Annotated in this window: 9 protein-coding genes; 6 read left to right on the forward strand and 3 right to left on the reverse strand. The window is 45.7% G+C overall.

Annotated features, from left to right (window positions below):
- Window positions 1–853: 853 nt before the first annotated feature.
- From EQY_RS0116380 to EQY_RS0116390, 3 genes are read right to left on the reverse strand one after another with little or no spacing between them, the layout of a single operon-like run.
- Window positions 854–3394: a fimbria/pilus outer membrane usher protein gene (locus tag EQY_RS0116380; protein ID WP_024212622.1), complete on the reverse strand. Its 2541-nt coding sequence runs from the start codon at window positions 3392–3394 to the stop codon at window positions 854–856.
- A gap of 33 nt (window positions 3395–3427) precedes the next feature.
- Complete coding sequence (locus EQY_RS0116385) at window positions 3428–4117, reverse strand: fimbrial biogenesis chaperone (RefSeq protein ID WP_000668730.1); 690 nt, start codon at window positions 4115–4117, stop codon at window positions 3428–3430.
- A 52-nt stretch (window positions 4118–4169) separates the two neighbouring features.
- On the reverse strand, window positions 4170–4739 hold the full coding sequence (locus EQY_RS0116390; RefSeq protein ID WP_000749067.1) for a type 1 fimbrial protein: 570 nt from the start codon (window positions 4737–4739) through the stop codon (window positions 4170–4172).
- Between the two features lie 1009 nt (window positions 4740–5748).
- On the opposite strand from EQY_RS0116390, the gene EQY_RS0116395 reads away from it, so the two are divergent.
- The 6 genes from EQY_RS0116395 to aldB all read left to right on the forward strand — a co-directional run bounded on the left by EQY_RS0116395 (window position 5749) and on the right by aldB (window position 16548).
- The gene (locus tag EQY_RS0116395; protein WP_001226802.1) at window positions 5749–9420 is read left to right on the forward strand and encodes a S6 family peptidase; all 3672 of its coding nucleotides are present in this window, start codon (window positions 5749–5751) and stop codon (window positions 9418–9420) included.
- A 146-nt stretch (window positions 9421–9566) separates the two neighbouring features.
- Window positions 9567–10175: a glutathione S-transferase gene (locus EQY_RS0116400; protein WP_000766696.1), complete on the forward strand. Its 609-nt coding sequence runs from the start codon at window positions 9567–9569 to the stop codon at window positions 10173–10175.
- A gap of 97 nt (window positions 10176–10272) precedes the next feature.
- Window positions 10273–11664 (forward strand): L-seryl-tRNA(Sec) selenium transferase, encoded by a 1392-nt coding sequence (gene selA / locus EQY_RS0116405; protein ID WP_000206252.1) that lies wholly within the window; start codon window positions 10273–10275, stop codon window positions 11662–11664.
- Window positions 11661–13505 carry a selenocysteine-specific translation elongation factor gene (selB, locus tag EQY_RS0116410; RefSeq protein ID WP_000582477.1) on the forward strand — a complete coding sequence of 615 codons (1845 nt, stop codon included), beginning with the start codon at window positions 11661–11663 and terminating at the stop codon, window positions 13503–13505. Before selA ends, selB begins: the two co-directional genes overlap by 4 nt.
- 188 nt (window positions 13506–13693) lie before the next feature.
- Window positions 13694–14845 (forward strand): L-threonine dehydrogenase, encoded by a 1152-nt coding sequence (gene yiaY / locus EQY_RS0116415; RefSeq protein WP_000741505.1) that lies wholly within the window; start codon window positions 13694–13696, stop codon window positions 14843–14845.
- A gap of 164 nt (window positions 14846–15009) precedes the next feature.
- The gene (gene aldB / locus EQY_RS0116420) at window positions 15010–16548 is read left to right on the forward strand and encodes an aldehyde dehydrogenase AldB (RefSeq protein ID WP_000183978.1); all 1539 of its coding nucleotides are present in this window, start codon (window positions 15010–15012) and stop codon (window positions 16546–16548) included.
- Window positions 16549–16653 lie beyond the last annotated feature (105 nt).

Below are 16653 nucleotides of genomic sequence, written 5' to 3' on the forward strand. Positions count from 1 at the left end.
TGATTATGAGGAAACTATAAAATAAACTACTTTTAATATCCACATAAAAAATAATAAAATTTGATAAAAAAACTGTAATAACTAGGTGAAATAATTTTGAAACTGGCAACATACAAAAAAAATCTGATATGATGCGCCTATCTAGTCTACATAGTGAATCACAATTTTTGAATTGGTATGTATTTGGGGTGCAGATAAGATGCCCATTCTGCAAAACATAAGACGCATTTTACCAATCTAAATTATAGTGATGATTGTTATTTTTTTTATGTAGTAAATTCAGTATATGGAAACTATTTTCACATAGATCGTCGCATAACAACAGCCTTTCATATACATACTGCTATGTAAATTTCAATATTTAAATAAATGCGGACAATTTTCTTAGTCATACGAACAGTCTGGGGCTGTATGGACGAGGTTATGCGGAGGGGGTTGATACTACCTACGTAAGTGGGCGTTGTCTTAAACTAAGGTGCTGGTTGGTTTTCAAATTATTCCGACTGAGGCTATTACATGATGTGAACTGTGTTGCCGCCAGCGATGTGCTTAAGCTTGTTTTTAAACTGAGCATTACTGGGCAGATAGCGTCCAATACTGGTAAGGATGGGGATGCGCCCTGACTGAGTGCAGCAGTGGCGTCAGGAATTACACGCTGGTGGTACTGATAAAATGGAGCCAAATTATTACGGAAAAACTTCTGGCATAAAAAGCGAACGGGCATAAAGGTGAGCTCCCTAAATTGTTAGCAAAACCAGTAGATCACAAAACACTATGCCCGTCCTTTTTTACCCGTCTGCTACTGGGGATTCCTCAGCATACATGTAGGGTTATTCGTCTAATAAGTAATCAGCTATTGGCATCGCAAAGTAAGTTCGTTGAATTTCCCTTTTTTATTTTTTAATTTGTAGTTTGCCTTACACTGTTGAGAGGGGTCATCTCCCCATTGTGCAACAAGCATATCCTCTTCTGGTAACCCAGACATGTATACCTGCCCCTGATCGGCCACAATACTACTATTAGTACTATTTTCAGAATCTAACGTCACTAGGCTACCAAATGGCACCGGTTTACCATTCTTCTGTATCAAGGTGATCATTGCTTTATTCCCTACATTAACTTTAAACGGAGCGGAAACCAAGGCTCCTCGAGCAGGAATAACCGTAACATCTGTATTTAGCAGCTCGATGTTATCCTTAGCACTATTTACATCAAGCGAAATTTGATTTCGGTTATAAGGATTCAAATAAGGGACAACAGCATATCCACGCCAGTCCGTGTAAATACCTGAGCCGTTCAATACTCTCACGTTGGCAGCATCGCGAGCCTGAACCAGAGCACTAGCACTGTTCAGGCTTAATGGCTGGGAAAGGGTTATGCCATGTGGATGCAACGCAATACCGCCGCCAATTCCGTATGTCCACTGCCTTGCTTTTTGCTGCCAGGCATAACCACCGCTCATTTGCGCATATGGCCCTAGATAGTTAAGGTTGACATTTCCTAATTTTCCTTTGTTTTGATTCTGCCAGCCTTGCGCAACAGCATAGGTAAATTCACCGCCCTGTGTAGAACCACTTAATCCAACCTGTTGTTGAATCTGGCCATTATTCGTAATGGTATTACTGGTTAAGAATAGGTTGTTATTTCCACTCAGTAATGAATTGAGTGGCACCGAAATAGATAGAAATAGAGACCTATCTGGCTTGTGGTAGTACGGGCTTTTGTTATATCCGAATGATAACATTGCTGAGATATAGCGAAATGGGGGTGAATAACTTGCAGATAGATTATATCCATCAGCTGTATCCCAGTACTGATCTTTACTTGCTGAAAGATAGAGTTGCCCCCAATCCTGAATGTCTTGATTTATCGTTGTTGATATACGTGAACGTTGGTGATAGCTGTTTATATTTCTGTCATCAACGTATCCCGATTGAATTTGTTGTAACTCATCAAAATCGTAGTAACCACGGGTGGCATAATGATAGCCAGTAATATTTAATGTCGTATTCGTCTCACCAAAACCACGTGAGTACATAAAGCGGTAAGATTGTCCTTGTTGGTTACCGAGATCTTTATAACGCTGAGAAAATTGCGAGCGAGCGTGGGCGATATCTAGGGAGAATGCTCCCCAAAAATCGGAGTATTTACCTATACCTAGTAGGAGTGCTGAATAGTTATCTGCTTTAATCCCTCCACCATAAAATGTATATTCATCAGGTAATCCGATTGCTGCCGAAGATTGAATAAAATGAGGCTCAGTCACACTACTATTGAAAGTAGAGCTTGGGCGATATTTCCCAAATGCCAAGTTATATCGTAATCGTCCTTGACGTTGAAGAACAGGTAAAACGGCTGTCGTCTGAGTAAAATGACGGATACTACCATCTGCTTCACGGATTTCTACTTCCAGATCGCCGGAGAAGATTTGGTTGAAATCACGTAATTCAAACGGTCCAGGTGGAACGTTTTTCTGATAAATGACAACACCGTTCTGTTTAACGGATACCTGCGCTTGCGAATAAGCAATACCACGAACAACAGGGCTATACTGGCTTAATTCAGGCGCAATCATCCCGTCATCAGATGAGAACCGAACCCCTTCAAAAGGAAAGCTGTCAAATATTTCACCATCCGTTGAGGTCTGACCTACAATAAATTGTCCACCCTGCAGGAAAGAATAGTCATGCTGTAGGTAAACACTAACGGGTTGCCAGTGGCTCTCTTTATTATATGAATTTGTTGACCAGTTTCCATTATGGCGAAGGCGCCATCCACCAAGGTTCAGTGAACTGTCCAGGGATAAAAACTGGCTACGACTACTATAGCCATTATTATCTTGTTTCATTCCGTTAAATAGATAATTAATCATCAGTGCGGGCATACCCCGATCCCAGAGATGTGGCGGTGTGCTTAACCAATCCTGAGGCTTGAGGTAGCTTTGTGGTATATTTAGTACTAACTTCTGATTATTTGTATCAAAGTTTTCTGTAGCTCCATGAATAATCTGCGTAATATTTTGCAGATAAGCAGAGTGGGTAGATACAGGTATCTTATCAATATCAATCCCCCAGCGTTCTAACTGTTGTGGAGTTAGTGTGGCAGTGAGTTTATTCTCGTGTGCAGTAAAACCTATCTTTACCTGGCTATCAACCAACTCTCCATTTATGATTACATCAACGGTATATTGTCCAGGCGCAGCACCACTTGCATTTGCAAAATAATTGAGATCGATATTTTTTGCATTCTCACCGTCTGATAGTTGCAAAAAATCGGGGTTAAATGAGTATCCACCATTGCTACCAGGTACGGGAGAAACAGTGGCCCAACTGAACGCCGGAAATAGAAGTGTGATTCTTATCAATAATAATGATTTTTTTATTGGATATTTCAAACTGTCCCCCCGATTAAGCTATCAAAGTAAGTATTAAAACTTAATGTGTTGAGTTGGCGTTTTTCCACCATAATCATTGATTGTTGTATAATTCAATGTTTTCGCATTTTTTTCTGGAATAGTTAATGTTGAATATGGCGCAACCATAAAGTCATTTATTGATGTAACTTTTTTTCCATTTATTTTCACATCATCCATAGTGATATAATATGGAGTTGGGTTTTTTACCTTAACCTGATTTGTCGAGTTTAAAAACTGTAGTTCTTTATAAGCATTAGTAACTTTTTCAGGGATGTTTAAATTATGTGGACGATAAATAAGTTTAATACGATTATTTATGGCGAATTGTAATCCTGAGTTTTTATTATCAATGGATTGTGGTGGTATAGCCAATACATTTATTCGAAAAATTGATTCCTTCTCTTCTGGAAGTGTATTATCCAGTTTATTTATACGTAACTGAAAACTCTCTGATGGTTGAATTCTATATAAAGGAGGCGTAATGATGAAATTAGTCACTTTTTTATCATCATCGTAAGTAGAGATCCAAGATCTTAAAAGCCATAAACTATTGCTAGAGTTATTTTGAACTTTTAATGAGGAGTTTTCTTTCATTGAATCAAAAATAACTCGCGTTGATGCTAAGTTTACTCCACTGCCTTGACTGAGAACGATGCTGGAATATAATATGGTAATTAAAGGTATCAGTTTTATAAATTTCATACGATCACCTTAAAAAGCATGACTATTAAAAATAGCCATGCTTTGTTTTTAATTATGCATATGTGGCAGTGAATACGAAGTTAACGTTGTAAGTGCCATAGCTAATGTCGGCGGAGTTAGTTCCCATTTTATATGAGCTTACGGTTACAGGAATAGAGTAATTATCGTCTCCTACGGTAATATTTTGGAAATTAGCATCATCTCTATTTATCTGAATGTATTGAAAGACACTGTCCTTTTCAAGACCAACAACCACTCCATATTGTCCTTGTGTTTTGCCATTGACTACAGGGTATGCAATATAACCATTACCGCTAATTGTATTGCTTGCAGTTACTTTGAGATTAACCGACTGGCCACTACACCCAGTGAAAGTAATATTGCCCGCATTTTGAGATGTGATAACTTCCCTTGTAGACTTTGCATTAAAATCAGCTTTTGAAAAGCTTGGCACCGTAACTGATGTTGGGAAAGATACTGAACATGCAGATTCTCCTGTAGAGCCAGTTACAGCTAATGTACCGCTGCCAATTTGAGTACCTGATGCTGGTGTTGCTGCGATAGCGGAAACAGAACTACCAACAAATAATGAAATGGTGATGGCGATCAGGCTTTTTTTCATTTCAATAACCTCAAGTAGCAAAAAATAATATAAATAAGATGGCAAGCTTTTTAACGAGTGAAACACATTTATGCTTGCAGTTTGGTATTCTATTTAAAAATTTGTTTTGAACAATATGCCCTTAAATATTATTTTGTTTTTGAGAGTGTTGTCTTTGTGGAAAAAATATTTTTTTACGATAATAAAGCATCACAATATGGAATTGAGTGGAAGATTGTGAGCAAATTTGACCATTCTTAAGTGAGTAGCACTATCTTGTTCGTTTATTTTTTTATTGTTATTAACTATATTTTTGGAGAAGATGTATCTTGTGTTTGTGACTGGAGAACTATGTGAATAGTTAATCGCTAATTCTCGATATAATTACAAAAGTATCGTGATTTTGTAAAAATCAGGAAAGCTCCCCCGAGGGGAAAATATTCCTATACGTGATAAAAATGATAGCCATCGTCATGGTATCTAACCCTTCTCAATATCGATTTCAGCTCAATAAACCTTACAAGAGACTAAACTTGTTTCCCTACAAGTATCTCGTCAACGTTAGGTATAATGGTAACTATCAAAGAGTTAAATTTAGTTATGGGGATGATGGTTATTACATACCAGGAGACAGAAATAGCTCTTGGCGAGATTGGCGATAGTGGATATGCATGGCTCACATGGCAAAAACAGTAGCAACCAGCAGGAAGCCGCATAAGTATCTGTCACTAGAATAATGCAGCAAAGTTCTGAAACTTGCTGAATACACAGATATTGCTGTCACTGAATTGCTTTCGATGCATATTAATGTGTGGAAGAAGAGTGAGAACTACGAAGCAATATTGCATTTTGTATACAGCCTCCTTGTCTGAAATAAAAGAATCGTGTGATACGTCTAAAAATAGCTATAAATGATATATTCTTATTCTATTGTATATTTTTTCTTATTTGTATGAAATTTCTGGTTTACACTGTGCTTTCTTGAAGCTATCAAGCATTCTGTTATTTTATATATCGCTGGATATAATATATGAGAAAAATAAATGCTATAACTGTTTTTCTTTCTGCAGCCATGTCGCATTTGGTTGGCATGACTGCTGCAGAAGCATCTGTTGTTAATAACTTGCTTCCATACCAGGTGTATCGAGACTTTGCCGAAAATAAGGGTGGCTTTATTCCAGGAACGGAAGGTATTGAGTTGTTTAATAACTCAGGAACATTAGTAACTACGTTAAATAAAGCGCCAATGCCTGATTTTTCATCTGTGGATAGGCTATTGGGCGTTGCCACGCTTGTTGATCCACAGTATGTCGTCAGTGTGAAGCATAATGGTGGCTATAGTAGTGTACGGTTTGGTACGAGTAATTATAAATTAGTAGACAGAAATAACTACTCAGCGAGAGATTTCCATACACCGAGGTTAAATAAACTGGTAACAGATGTGGTTCCTGTAGAGGTCACTAGTGCAGGAACAGCCAAGGGAACATATAAAAATGTAAACAGATTTCCAGCCTTCTACAGGATAGGTACAGGGACACAAATATATAAAAATAAACAAAGATATTATACTCTGAACGGTGCTTATAGTTATCTTACTGGGGGGATTGTTCCTACGCCATCAATCTCAGACTGGTCATTTGTGACAAATGCTGGCAATGGTGCCCTTGCGTCTTATGGGACCCCCGGTGACAGTGGTTCACCGCTATTTGGATGGGATACAACTCTAAATAAATGGGTTCTTGTGGGAGTACTCAGTGCGTATGCAGGAACTACAGGGAGTACCAACTGGTATGTTGTTATACCAACAGCGCAAATCACCGCAAATATAAATGCTGATACTGATAAACCTGTTACCAGTGAGGCCGGGAGCGGGGATATTCTCTGGACTTTCGACAGTACTACAGGAATAGGTCAGTTAGTTCAGGGAAATAATTCCTGGGGCATGCATGGTCAGATAGGCTCAAATCTCAACTATGGGAAAAATCTGGAATTTTCTGGAGACGGTACAATTGTTTTAGAAAATTCGGTGACTCAGGGGGCTGGGGCGCTAACTTTTAATGATGACTATGTGGTGAAACCGCTGGATGATCAGACCTGGATTGGGGGCGGTATCATTGTCAATGATGGACACGTTGTTGACTGGCAGGTCAACGGCGTGTCAGGAGATGCGCTGCATAAATTAGGCACGGGGACGTTGAAAATTGATGGCTCCGGGATTAATGGTGGAAGCCTGAATACTGGTGATGGCACAGTTATTCTGGCTCAGAGACCCGATGGCGAGGGGAAAGTTCAGGCTTTTAGTAGGGTATCTCTTGTTAGTGGTCGCCCTACTGTAATTCTTTCTGATGAAAATCAGGTTAACCCAGATAATATTTATTGGGGATATCGTGGAGGTACGCTTGATATTAATGGGAATGATCTGACTTTCCACAAATTAAATGCTTTTGATGACGGTGCAATTATTACAAGTAATGGCGGGTTGGCCAGACTGACACTTTCGTTAAATGAAAAAACAGCAACTATTTATCATGGGAATTTTAAGAATGATTTGTCTGTGACAAATAACGCCACCAATAATTCAGGTGATTTTATTGTTGATGGTGGTATAAATATAAATGATAATTTTGAACAAAATGGTGGAAAATTGTTTTTTCAGGGGCATCCTGTTCCTCATGCGGTGACTAGTCAGTCAGTAGCAAATACTCTCAAAAAACTAGGAGATGACTCAGTATTAACACAACCAGTGTCATTTACACAGGATGATTGGGAGACTCGACAATTCAGTATGAAGTCTCTTGTTCTGAAAGACACCTCGTTTTATCTTGGACGAAATGCGCAGCTCACTACTGATATTAGTGCAGATAACTCATCTGTCACCCTTGGCAGTGAAGATGTCTATATTGATCTGAATGACAGTAATGAAAAGAAAGTACAGGTTATTCCGCAACAAGGTCAATCAAAAGCGACAAAGGACTCAGATAAAAGTACATTTTATGGAAATGTATCTCTGACCAATAACTCTACTTTAAATATTAATGAATTTTTTACGGGTGGAATAAATAGTACGGATAGTACTATAAATGTATCTTCCCCTGGTGCAACTATCAGTGAGTACAGTACGTTGACCCGTTCGGCACTGACACTCACCGATAATGCACAGCTTACAAGCAAGGCTGGTTTACTATCGGATGACAATGTTGTGCTCGGTTCAGGGACTACCCTCTCTTTGTTGAATGAACAATCGACGACGCCAGCGTTTTATTCAGCGGCAGCCTGGGATTTGCAAGGTTCTGGATCAACGTTGAATGTTGGTTCCGGTACGATGATGAGTGGTGATATTACTGCCGGCTCAAATGCGACCATTAATATTGGTGTTAGTACGAACCAAGGTACTTCATCAGGCATCTACTATTCCGGTGATATCAACGCACCTGGGGCCAATGTTAGTATTGACCAGACATTGTGGAAGCTTAACTCGTCTTCTCAAATGCAAAATCTGGCACTATCTAACAGCCAGCTTGTGATGACCACCGATGGTAAAACCAGCAGCAATATTACGGTTCTCGATAAGTTAATCGCAGAGAACAATATTCTGTATGTAAAACCGACCAGACCGCTTAACGAAATGTCTGTCGGTGATATTCCGTTGATCACGGCAGAAAATGGAACCAACAATACTCAGGCGTTTAAAACTGTGCCTCAACAGATGGGTTTTCACTCAATGACTCCTGATGTTGAGGTGGTAAATACTGATGGTGCCACACAGTGGCGTCTGAAAGGATTCGATGTTCAGCGTAATAATGCTGCACTCAATGAAAGTCAACGTTTTATGGATATCCGTTACAGGAACTTCTTATCTGAGGTGAATAACCTTAACCGACGTATGGGTGATCTACGCGATACACAAGGAGAAGCCGGTGCCTGGGCACGGTTTATGACCACTTCTGGTTCAGGCGAGGGGGGATTCTCTGATCGCCATATGCATCTGCAAATTGGTGCCGACAAAAAACATCACTTTGATGGAGGTGATCTTTTTACAGGTATCATGATGACTGTTACTGACAGCAAAGCCAGTGGCGAAAGTTACCAGGGGAAAACCCGCTCTGTAGGCGGCGGTTTATACGCATCCACCCTGTTTGATTCAGGATTGTATATTGATGTGGTCGGAAAATATGTCCATCATCGTGACGATTACACAATGCAAACATTGGGACTTGGTAAGGCAGACGATACTGCCCACTCCTGGTATTTAGGGGCTGAAACCGGTTGGCGCTATCAGTGGAAACCTGATGTGTTTATTGAACCGCAGGTTGAGCTTGTCTACGGCACGTTGTCAGGTAATACCTTTGACTGGCAATACAACGGAATGGATATCAGCATGCAACGTAAAACGGCAAAACCCTTGATTGGTCGTACTGGAGTGGAGTTTGGAAAAACGCTGGATGGGCACGACTGGCAGGTTACAGCGAAGGCAGGTTTAAGTTATCAATTTGACCTGCGGAATTCTGGCACCACCACTTACCGTGATTTTGCTGGTGAGTCCACGATGTACAACGGTAAAGATGGTCGTATGTTAGCCAATATTGGGATTGATACACGCATTAAAGACAATACCCGTATCGGCCTGACCGTTGAGAAATCAGCATTCGGTAAGTACAACGTCGATAATGCTATCAATGCGAATATCCGCTATTCATTCTGATATTTAAAAAGATCGTTTCATCTACAAGACCCGATATGCGTACGTATCGGGTCATCTTGTGTTTGTCATCACACTCATATCAATAACATCTGCCTTTTTTTTAACCCTGGGTCATACTCATATTTTGTTAATACAAAGGACATGGCATGAAACTTATCGGTAGCTACACCAGCCCGTTTGTACGCAAACTTTCTATTCTGTTGTTAGAAAAGGGCATAACTTTCGAATTTATTAATGAACTGCCCTATAACGCGGACAACGGCGTGGCGCAATTTAACCCGTTAGGGAAAGTGCCGGTGCTGGTGACCGAAGAGGGCGAATGTTGGTTTGATTCGCCGATCATCGCTGAATATATTGAATTAATGAATGTCGCTCCGGCGATGTTGCCGCGCGATCCGCTGGAGTCGTTGCGAGTGCGCAAAATTGAGGCGCTGGCAGATGGCATTATGGATGCCGGGCTGGTGTCGGTGCGCGAACAGGCGCGTCCGGCGGCGCAGCAGTCTGAAGATGAATTGTTACGCCAGCGGGAGAAAATCAACCGCAGTCTGGATGTGCTGGAAGGATATCTGGTCGATGGCACGCTCAAAACCGATACGGTCAATCTGGCGACGATCGCTATTGCCTGTGCCGTCGGATATCTCAATTTCCGCCGCGTTGCGCCGGGCTGGTGTGTTGACCGCCCACACTTAGTCAAACTGGTCGAAAACTTGTTTAGCCGCGAAAGTTTTGCCCGCACCGAACCACCAAAGGCTTGATGCGCGATATGTCCTCCTGACCCATCTCACGTTACAATCCGTGGTTATGTTAAACGCCCTTCTCCGTGTGAGAGGGCCTTGATCAGCCAGGTTTCCTATGACAACCGAAACGCGTTCCCTCTATAGTCAACTTCCGGCTATTGATCGCTTATTGCGCGATAGCTCCTTCCTTTCTTTGCGTGATACTTATGGTCACACCCGCGTGGTGGAATTGCTGCGTCAGATGCTTGACGAAGCGCGAGAAGTGATTCGTGACAGCCAGACGCTGCCCGCGTGGTGTGAGAACTGGGCGCAAGAAGTCGATGCCCGGTTGACGAAAGAAGCGCAGAGCGCGCTGCGTCCGGTGATCAACCTGACGGGAACCGTACTGCATACCAATCTTGGGCGAGCTTTACAGGCGGAAGCAGCGGTGGAAGCCGTTGCGCAGGCTATGCGTTCGCCGGTGACGCTGGAGTACGATCTGGACGACGCCGGACGCGGGCATCGCGATCGCGCGCTGGCGCAACTGCTGTGCCGCATTACGGGGGCGGAAGATGCCTGTATCGTCAATAACAATGCGGCGGCGGTATTGTTGATGTTGGCGGCCACTGCCAGCGGTAAAGAGGTGGTGGTGTCTCGTGGCGAACTGGTGGAGATCGGCGGCGCGTTTCGTATCCCTGACGTCATGCGTCAGGCTGGCTGTACCCTGCACGAAGTGGGGACGACCAACCGCACGCACGTCAGTGATTATCGTCAGGCGGTGAATGAAAATACCGCACTGTTGATGAAAGTACATACCAGTAACTACAGCATTCAGGGGTTCACCAAAGCGATAGATGAAGCGGAACTGGTGGCGCTCGGCAAAGAGCTGGATGTTCCCGTAGTGACTGATTTAGGCAGTGGTTCGCTGGTCGATCTTAGCCAGTACGGTTTGCCGAAAGAGCCGATGCCGCAGGAGTTGATTGCAGCGGGCGTCAGCCTGGTGAGCTTCTCCGGCGACAAGTTGTTAGGCGGGCCGCAGGCAGGGATCATCGTTGGTAAGAAAGAGATGATTTCCCGCCTGCAAAGCCATCCGCTGAAACGTGCATTACGCGCGGATAAAATGACCCTCGCGGCGCTGGAAGCGACGCTGCGTCTTTATTTGCACCCCGAAGCACTGAGCGAAAAATTACCGACCCTGCGTCTGCTTACTCGCAGTGCAGAGGTTATTCAAATCCAGGCGCAACGTTTACAGGCTCCCCTTGCCGCACATTACGGCGCGGAGTTTGCGGTACAGGTTATGCCGTGTCTTTCGCAGATTGGCAGTGGTTCGCTGCCGGTTGATCGCCTGCCGAGCGCGGCATTAACGTTTACACCCCATGACGGACGTGGCAGCCACCTTGAGGCATTAGCCGCCCGCTGGCGTGAATTGCCGGTGCCGGTGATTGGTCGTATTTATGACGGACGATTGTGGCTGGATTTACGCTGCCTTGAAGATGAGCAACGGTTTATGGAGATGTTGTTGAAATGATTATTGCGACTGCCGGACACGTTGACCACGGCAAAACAACCTTATTGCAGGCGATTACTGGCGTAAATGCCGACCGTCTGCCGGAAGAAAAAAAGCGCGGAATGACTATCGATCTCGGCTATGCCTACTGGCCGCAGCCAGATGGGCGCGTGCCTGGTTTTATCGACGTTCCCGGTCATGAAAAGTTTCTTTCCAACATGCTGGCGGGCGTGGGTGGTATCGATCACGCGCTGCTGGTGGTGGCTTGCGATGACGGTGTGATGGCGCAGACCCGTGAGCATCTGGCGATTTTGCAGCTTACCGGTAACCCGATGCTGACAGTGGCGCTGACTAAAGCCGATCGCGTGGACGAAGCGCGTGTTGATGAGGTTGAACGTCAGGTAAAGCAGGTGCTGCGGGAATACGGTTTTGCTGAGGCAAAACTGTTTGTCACCGCAGCAACCGAAGGTCGGGGAATTGATGCCCTGCGCGAACATCTGCTTCAGTTGCCTGAACGTGAACACGCCAGCCAACATACTTTCCGCCTCGCTATCGACCGCGCTTTTACCGTAAAAGGTGCCGGGCTGGTGGTCACTGGTACGGCGTTAAGCGGGGAAGTGAAGGTAGGCGATTCACTATGGCTGACTGGTGTAAATAAGCCGATGCGCGTGCGTGCTCTCCATGCGCAAAATCAACCAACAGAAACCGCCCATGCCGGGCAACGTATTGCGCTTAACATCGCCGGTGATGCGGAGAAAGAACAGATTAACCGTGGCGACTGGCTGCTTGCCGATGCGCCGCCGGAGCCGTTCACGCGGGTGATTGTCGAGCTACAAACTCATGTACCGTTGACCCAGTGGCAGCCGCTGCATATTCACCACGCCGCCAGCCACGTTACGGGGCGCGTTTCGCTGCTGGAAGATAACCTTGCCGAGCTGGTGTTCGACACGCCTCTGTGGCTGGCGGATAACGATCGCATAGTGCTGCGCGATATCTCGGCTCGCAACACGCTGGCGGGGGCGCGTGTGGTGATGCTTAACCCGCCGCGTCGCGGTAAGCGTAAGCCGGAATATCTGCAATGGCTGGCGTCTCTTGCACGCACACAAAGCGATGCCGACGCACTGACGGTTCATCTGGAACGCGGAGCGGTGAATCTTGCCGATTTCGCCTGGGCGAGACAGCTCAACGGCGAAGGGATGCGCGAACTGCTGCAACAGCCTGGCTATATTCAGGCTGGTTATAGCTTGTTGAATGCGCCGGTTGCCGCCCGCTGGCAGCGGAAAATCCTCGACACATTAGCGGCTTATCATGAGCAGCATCGCGACGAACCAGGTCCGGGGCGCGAGCGCCTGCGGCGTATGGCGTTGCCGATGGAAGATGAAGCTCTGGTACTGTTGTTGATTGAAAAGATGCGCGAAAGCGGCGATATCCACAGCCACCACGGCTGGCTGCATCTGCCGGATCACAAAGCGGGCTTCAGCGAAGAGCAGCAGGCCATCTGGCAAAAAGCAGAGCCGCTGTTTGGTGACGAGCCGTGGTGGGTGCGTGACCTGGCAAAAGAGACGGGAACCGACGAGCAGGCAATGCGGCTGACACTACGCCAGGCGGCGCAGCAGGGGATAATTACGGCGATCGTCAAAGATCGTTATTACCGTAATGATCGGATTGTTGAATTTGCCAATATGATCCGCGATCTCGATCAGGAATGTGGCTCAACCTGCGCGGCGGATTTCCGCGATCGCTTAGGTGTAGGCCGAAAGCTGGCAATTCAGATTCTGGAATATTTTGACCGTATTGGCTTTACGCGGCGTCGTGGAAATGATCATTTATTGCGCGATGCATTATTATTTCCCGAAAAATAAGGAAATGATTAATTCATAATAAATATGAATTAATACAAAATTCTTATTAATATTAAGGAAGCACGTTATTTGATGAATGTAACGTGCTTTTTATTAAAAATATTTTAATAAACGGTAATGTCGATCATATTTCCGAATGAAAATACTTTGTAATCTGCCAGCCCTTTTTACTCTTCCAGGAGTGTTTTATGGCAGCTTCAACCTTTTTTATTCCTTCAGTGAATGTCATCGGCGCTGATTCATTGAATGATGCAATGAATATGATGGCAGACTATGGCTTTACCCGTACATTAATTGTTACTGACAATATGTTAACGAAATTAGGTATGGCGGGCGATGTGCAAAAAGCACTGGAAGAACGCAATATTTTTAGCGTTATTTATGATGGCACCCAGCCTAACCCAACTACGGAAAACGTCGCCGCAGGCCTCAAACTGCTGAAAGAAAATAATTGCGATAGCGTGATTTCCTTAGGTGGTGGTTCTCCGCACGATTGTGCGAAAGGCATTGCGTTGGTGGCAGCCAACGGCGGTGATATTCGCGATTACGAAGGCGTTGACCGCTCTGCAAAACCGCAGTTGCCGATGATCGCCATCAACACCACGGCGGGTACTGCGTCTGAAATGACCCGTTTCTGCATTATTACTGACGAAGCACGCCATATCAAAATGGCGATTGTGGATAAACACGTGACTCCGCTGCTTTCTGTCAATGACTCCTCTCTGATGATCGGTATGCCGAAGTCACTGACCGCCGCAACGGGTATGGATGCCTTAACACACGCTATCGAAGCGTATGTGTCTATTGCCGCCACGCCGATCACCGACGCTTGCGCACTGAAAGCCGTGACCATGATTGCCGAAAACCTGCCGTTAGCCGTACAAGATGGCAGCAATGCGAAAGCGCGTGAAGCGATGGCTTATGCCCAGTTCCTCGCCGGTATGGCGTTCAACAATGCGTCTTTGGGTTATGTTCATGCGATGGCGCACCAGTTAGGCGGTTTCTACAATCTGCCGCACGGTGTATGTAACGCCGTTCTGCTGCCGCACGTTCAGGTATTCAACAGCAAAGTAGCCGCCGCACGTCTGCGTGACTGCGCTGCTGCAATGGGTGTGAACGTGACAGGTAAAAACGACGCGGAAGGTGCAGAAGCCTGCATTAACGCTATCCGCGAACTGGCGAAGAAAGTCGATATTCCGGCAGGTCTGCGCGATCTGAACGTGAAAGAAGAAGATTTCGCGGTACTGGCGACCAATGCTCTGAAAGATGCCTGCGGATTTACTAACCCGATTCAGGCAACTCACGAAGAAATTGTGGCGATTTATCGCGCTGCGATGTAATCATCATTCCCACAACGGCTGGCAAATTGTCAGCCGCTTTTTTAACTATCTCTGTAATCCTTGCCCGTAAATTCGTGATTGCTGTCGTAAAGCTATCACCCGCTGGCGAAGATTTCGCCAGTCACGTCTACCCTTGTTATACCTCACACCGCAAGGAGACTACCATGACCAACAATCCCCCTTCAGCACAGATTAAGCCCGGCGAGTATGGTTTCCCCCTCAAGTTAAAAGCTCGCTATGACAACTTTATCGGCGGCGAATGGGTAGCACCCGCCGACGGCGAGTATTACCAGAACCTGACGCCGGTGACCGGGCAGCTACTGTGCGAAGTGGCGTCTTCGGGCAAACGCGACATCGATCTGGCGCTGGATGCCGCGCATAAAGTGAAAGACAAATGGGCGCATACCTCGGTGCAGGATCGCGCGGCGATTCTGTTTAAGATTGCGGATCGAATGGAACAAAACCTCGAACTGTTAGCGACGGCAGAAACCTGGGATAACGGCAAGCCCATCCGCGAAACCAGTGCTGCCGATGTGCCGCTGGCGATTGACCATTTCCGCTATTTCGCCTCGTGTATTCGGGCGCAGGAAGGTGGGATCAGTGAAGTCGATAGCGAAACTGTGGCTTATCACTTCCACGAACCGTTAGGCGTGGTGGGGCAGATTATCCCGTGGAACTTCCCGTTGCTGATGGCGAGCTGGAAAATGGCTCCCGCGCTGGCGGCGGGCAACTGCGTGGTGCTAAAACCCGCACGACTTACCCCGCTTTCAGTGTTGCTTTTGATGGAGATCGTCGGTGATTTACTGCCGCCAGGCGTGGTGAACGTGGTCAACGGTGCGGGCGGCGAAATCGGTGAATATCTGGCGACCTCAAAACGTATCGCCAAAGTGGCGTTTACCGGCTCAACGGAAGTCGGTCAGCAGATTATGCAGTACGCCACGCAGAACATTATTCCGGTGACGCTGGAGTTGGGCGGTAAGTCGCCAAATATCTTCTTTGCCGATGTTATGGATGAAGAAGATGCTTTCTTCGATAAGGCGCTGGAGGGGTTTGCACTGTTCGCCTTCAACCAGGGCGAAGTCTGTACCTGTCCGAGCCGTGCTTTAGTGCAGGAGTCTATCTACGAACGCTTTATGGAACGCGCCATCCGTCGTGTTGAAAGCATTCGTAGCGGTAACCCGCTCGACAGCGTGACGCAAATGGGCGCACAGGTTTCTCACGGGCAACTGGAAACCATCCTCAATTACATTGATATCGGTAAAAAAGAGGGGGCGGATGTGCTTACCGGCGGGCGGCGTAAGCTGCTGGAAGGCGAACTGAAAGACGGCTACTACCTCGAACCGACGATTCTGTTTGGTCAGAACAATATGCGTGTGTTCCAGGAAGAGATATTTGGCCCGGTGCTGGCGGTGACCACCTTCAAAACGATGGAAGAGGCGCTGGAGCTGGCGAATGACACGCAATATGGCCTGGGCGCTGGTGTCTGGAGTCGTAACGGTAATCTGGCCTATAAGATGGGGCGTGGCATTCAGGCCGGGCGCGTGTGGACCAACTGTTATCACGCTTACCCGGCACATGCGGCGTTTGGCGGCTACAAACAGTCGGGCATCGGACGCGAAACCCATAAGATGATGCTGGAGCATTATCAGCAAACCAAGTGTCTGCTGGTGAGCTACTCGGATAAACCGTTGGGGCTGTTCTGATATAAGAAGCTGGTCGCATCGGGCATTCATTGCCTGATGCGACGCTTACGCGTCTTATCAGGCCTACATGGCTCATGCAATATATTGAATTTGCATGATTTTGTA

This window comes from Escherichia sp. TW14182, assembly GCF_000208525.1.
GTDB classification, from domain to species: domain Bacteria; phylum Pseudomonadota; class Gammaproteobacteria; order Enterobacterales; family Enterobacteriaceae; genus Escherichia; species Escherichia ruysiae.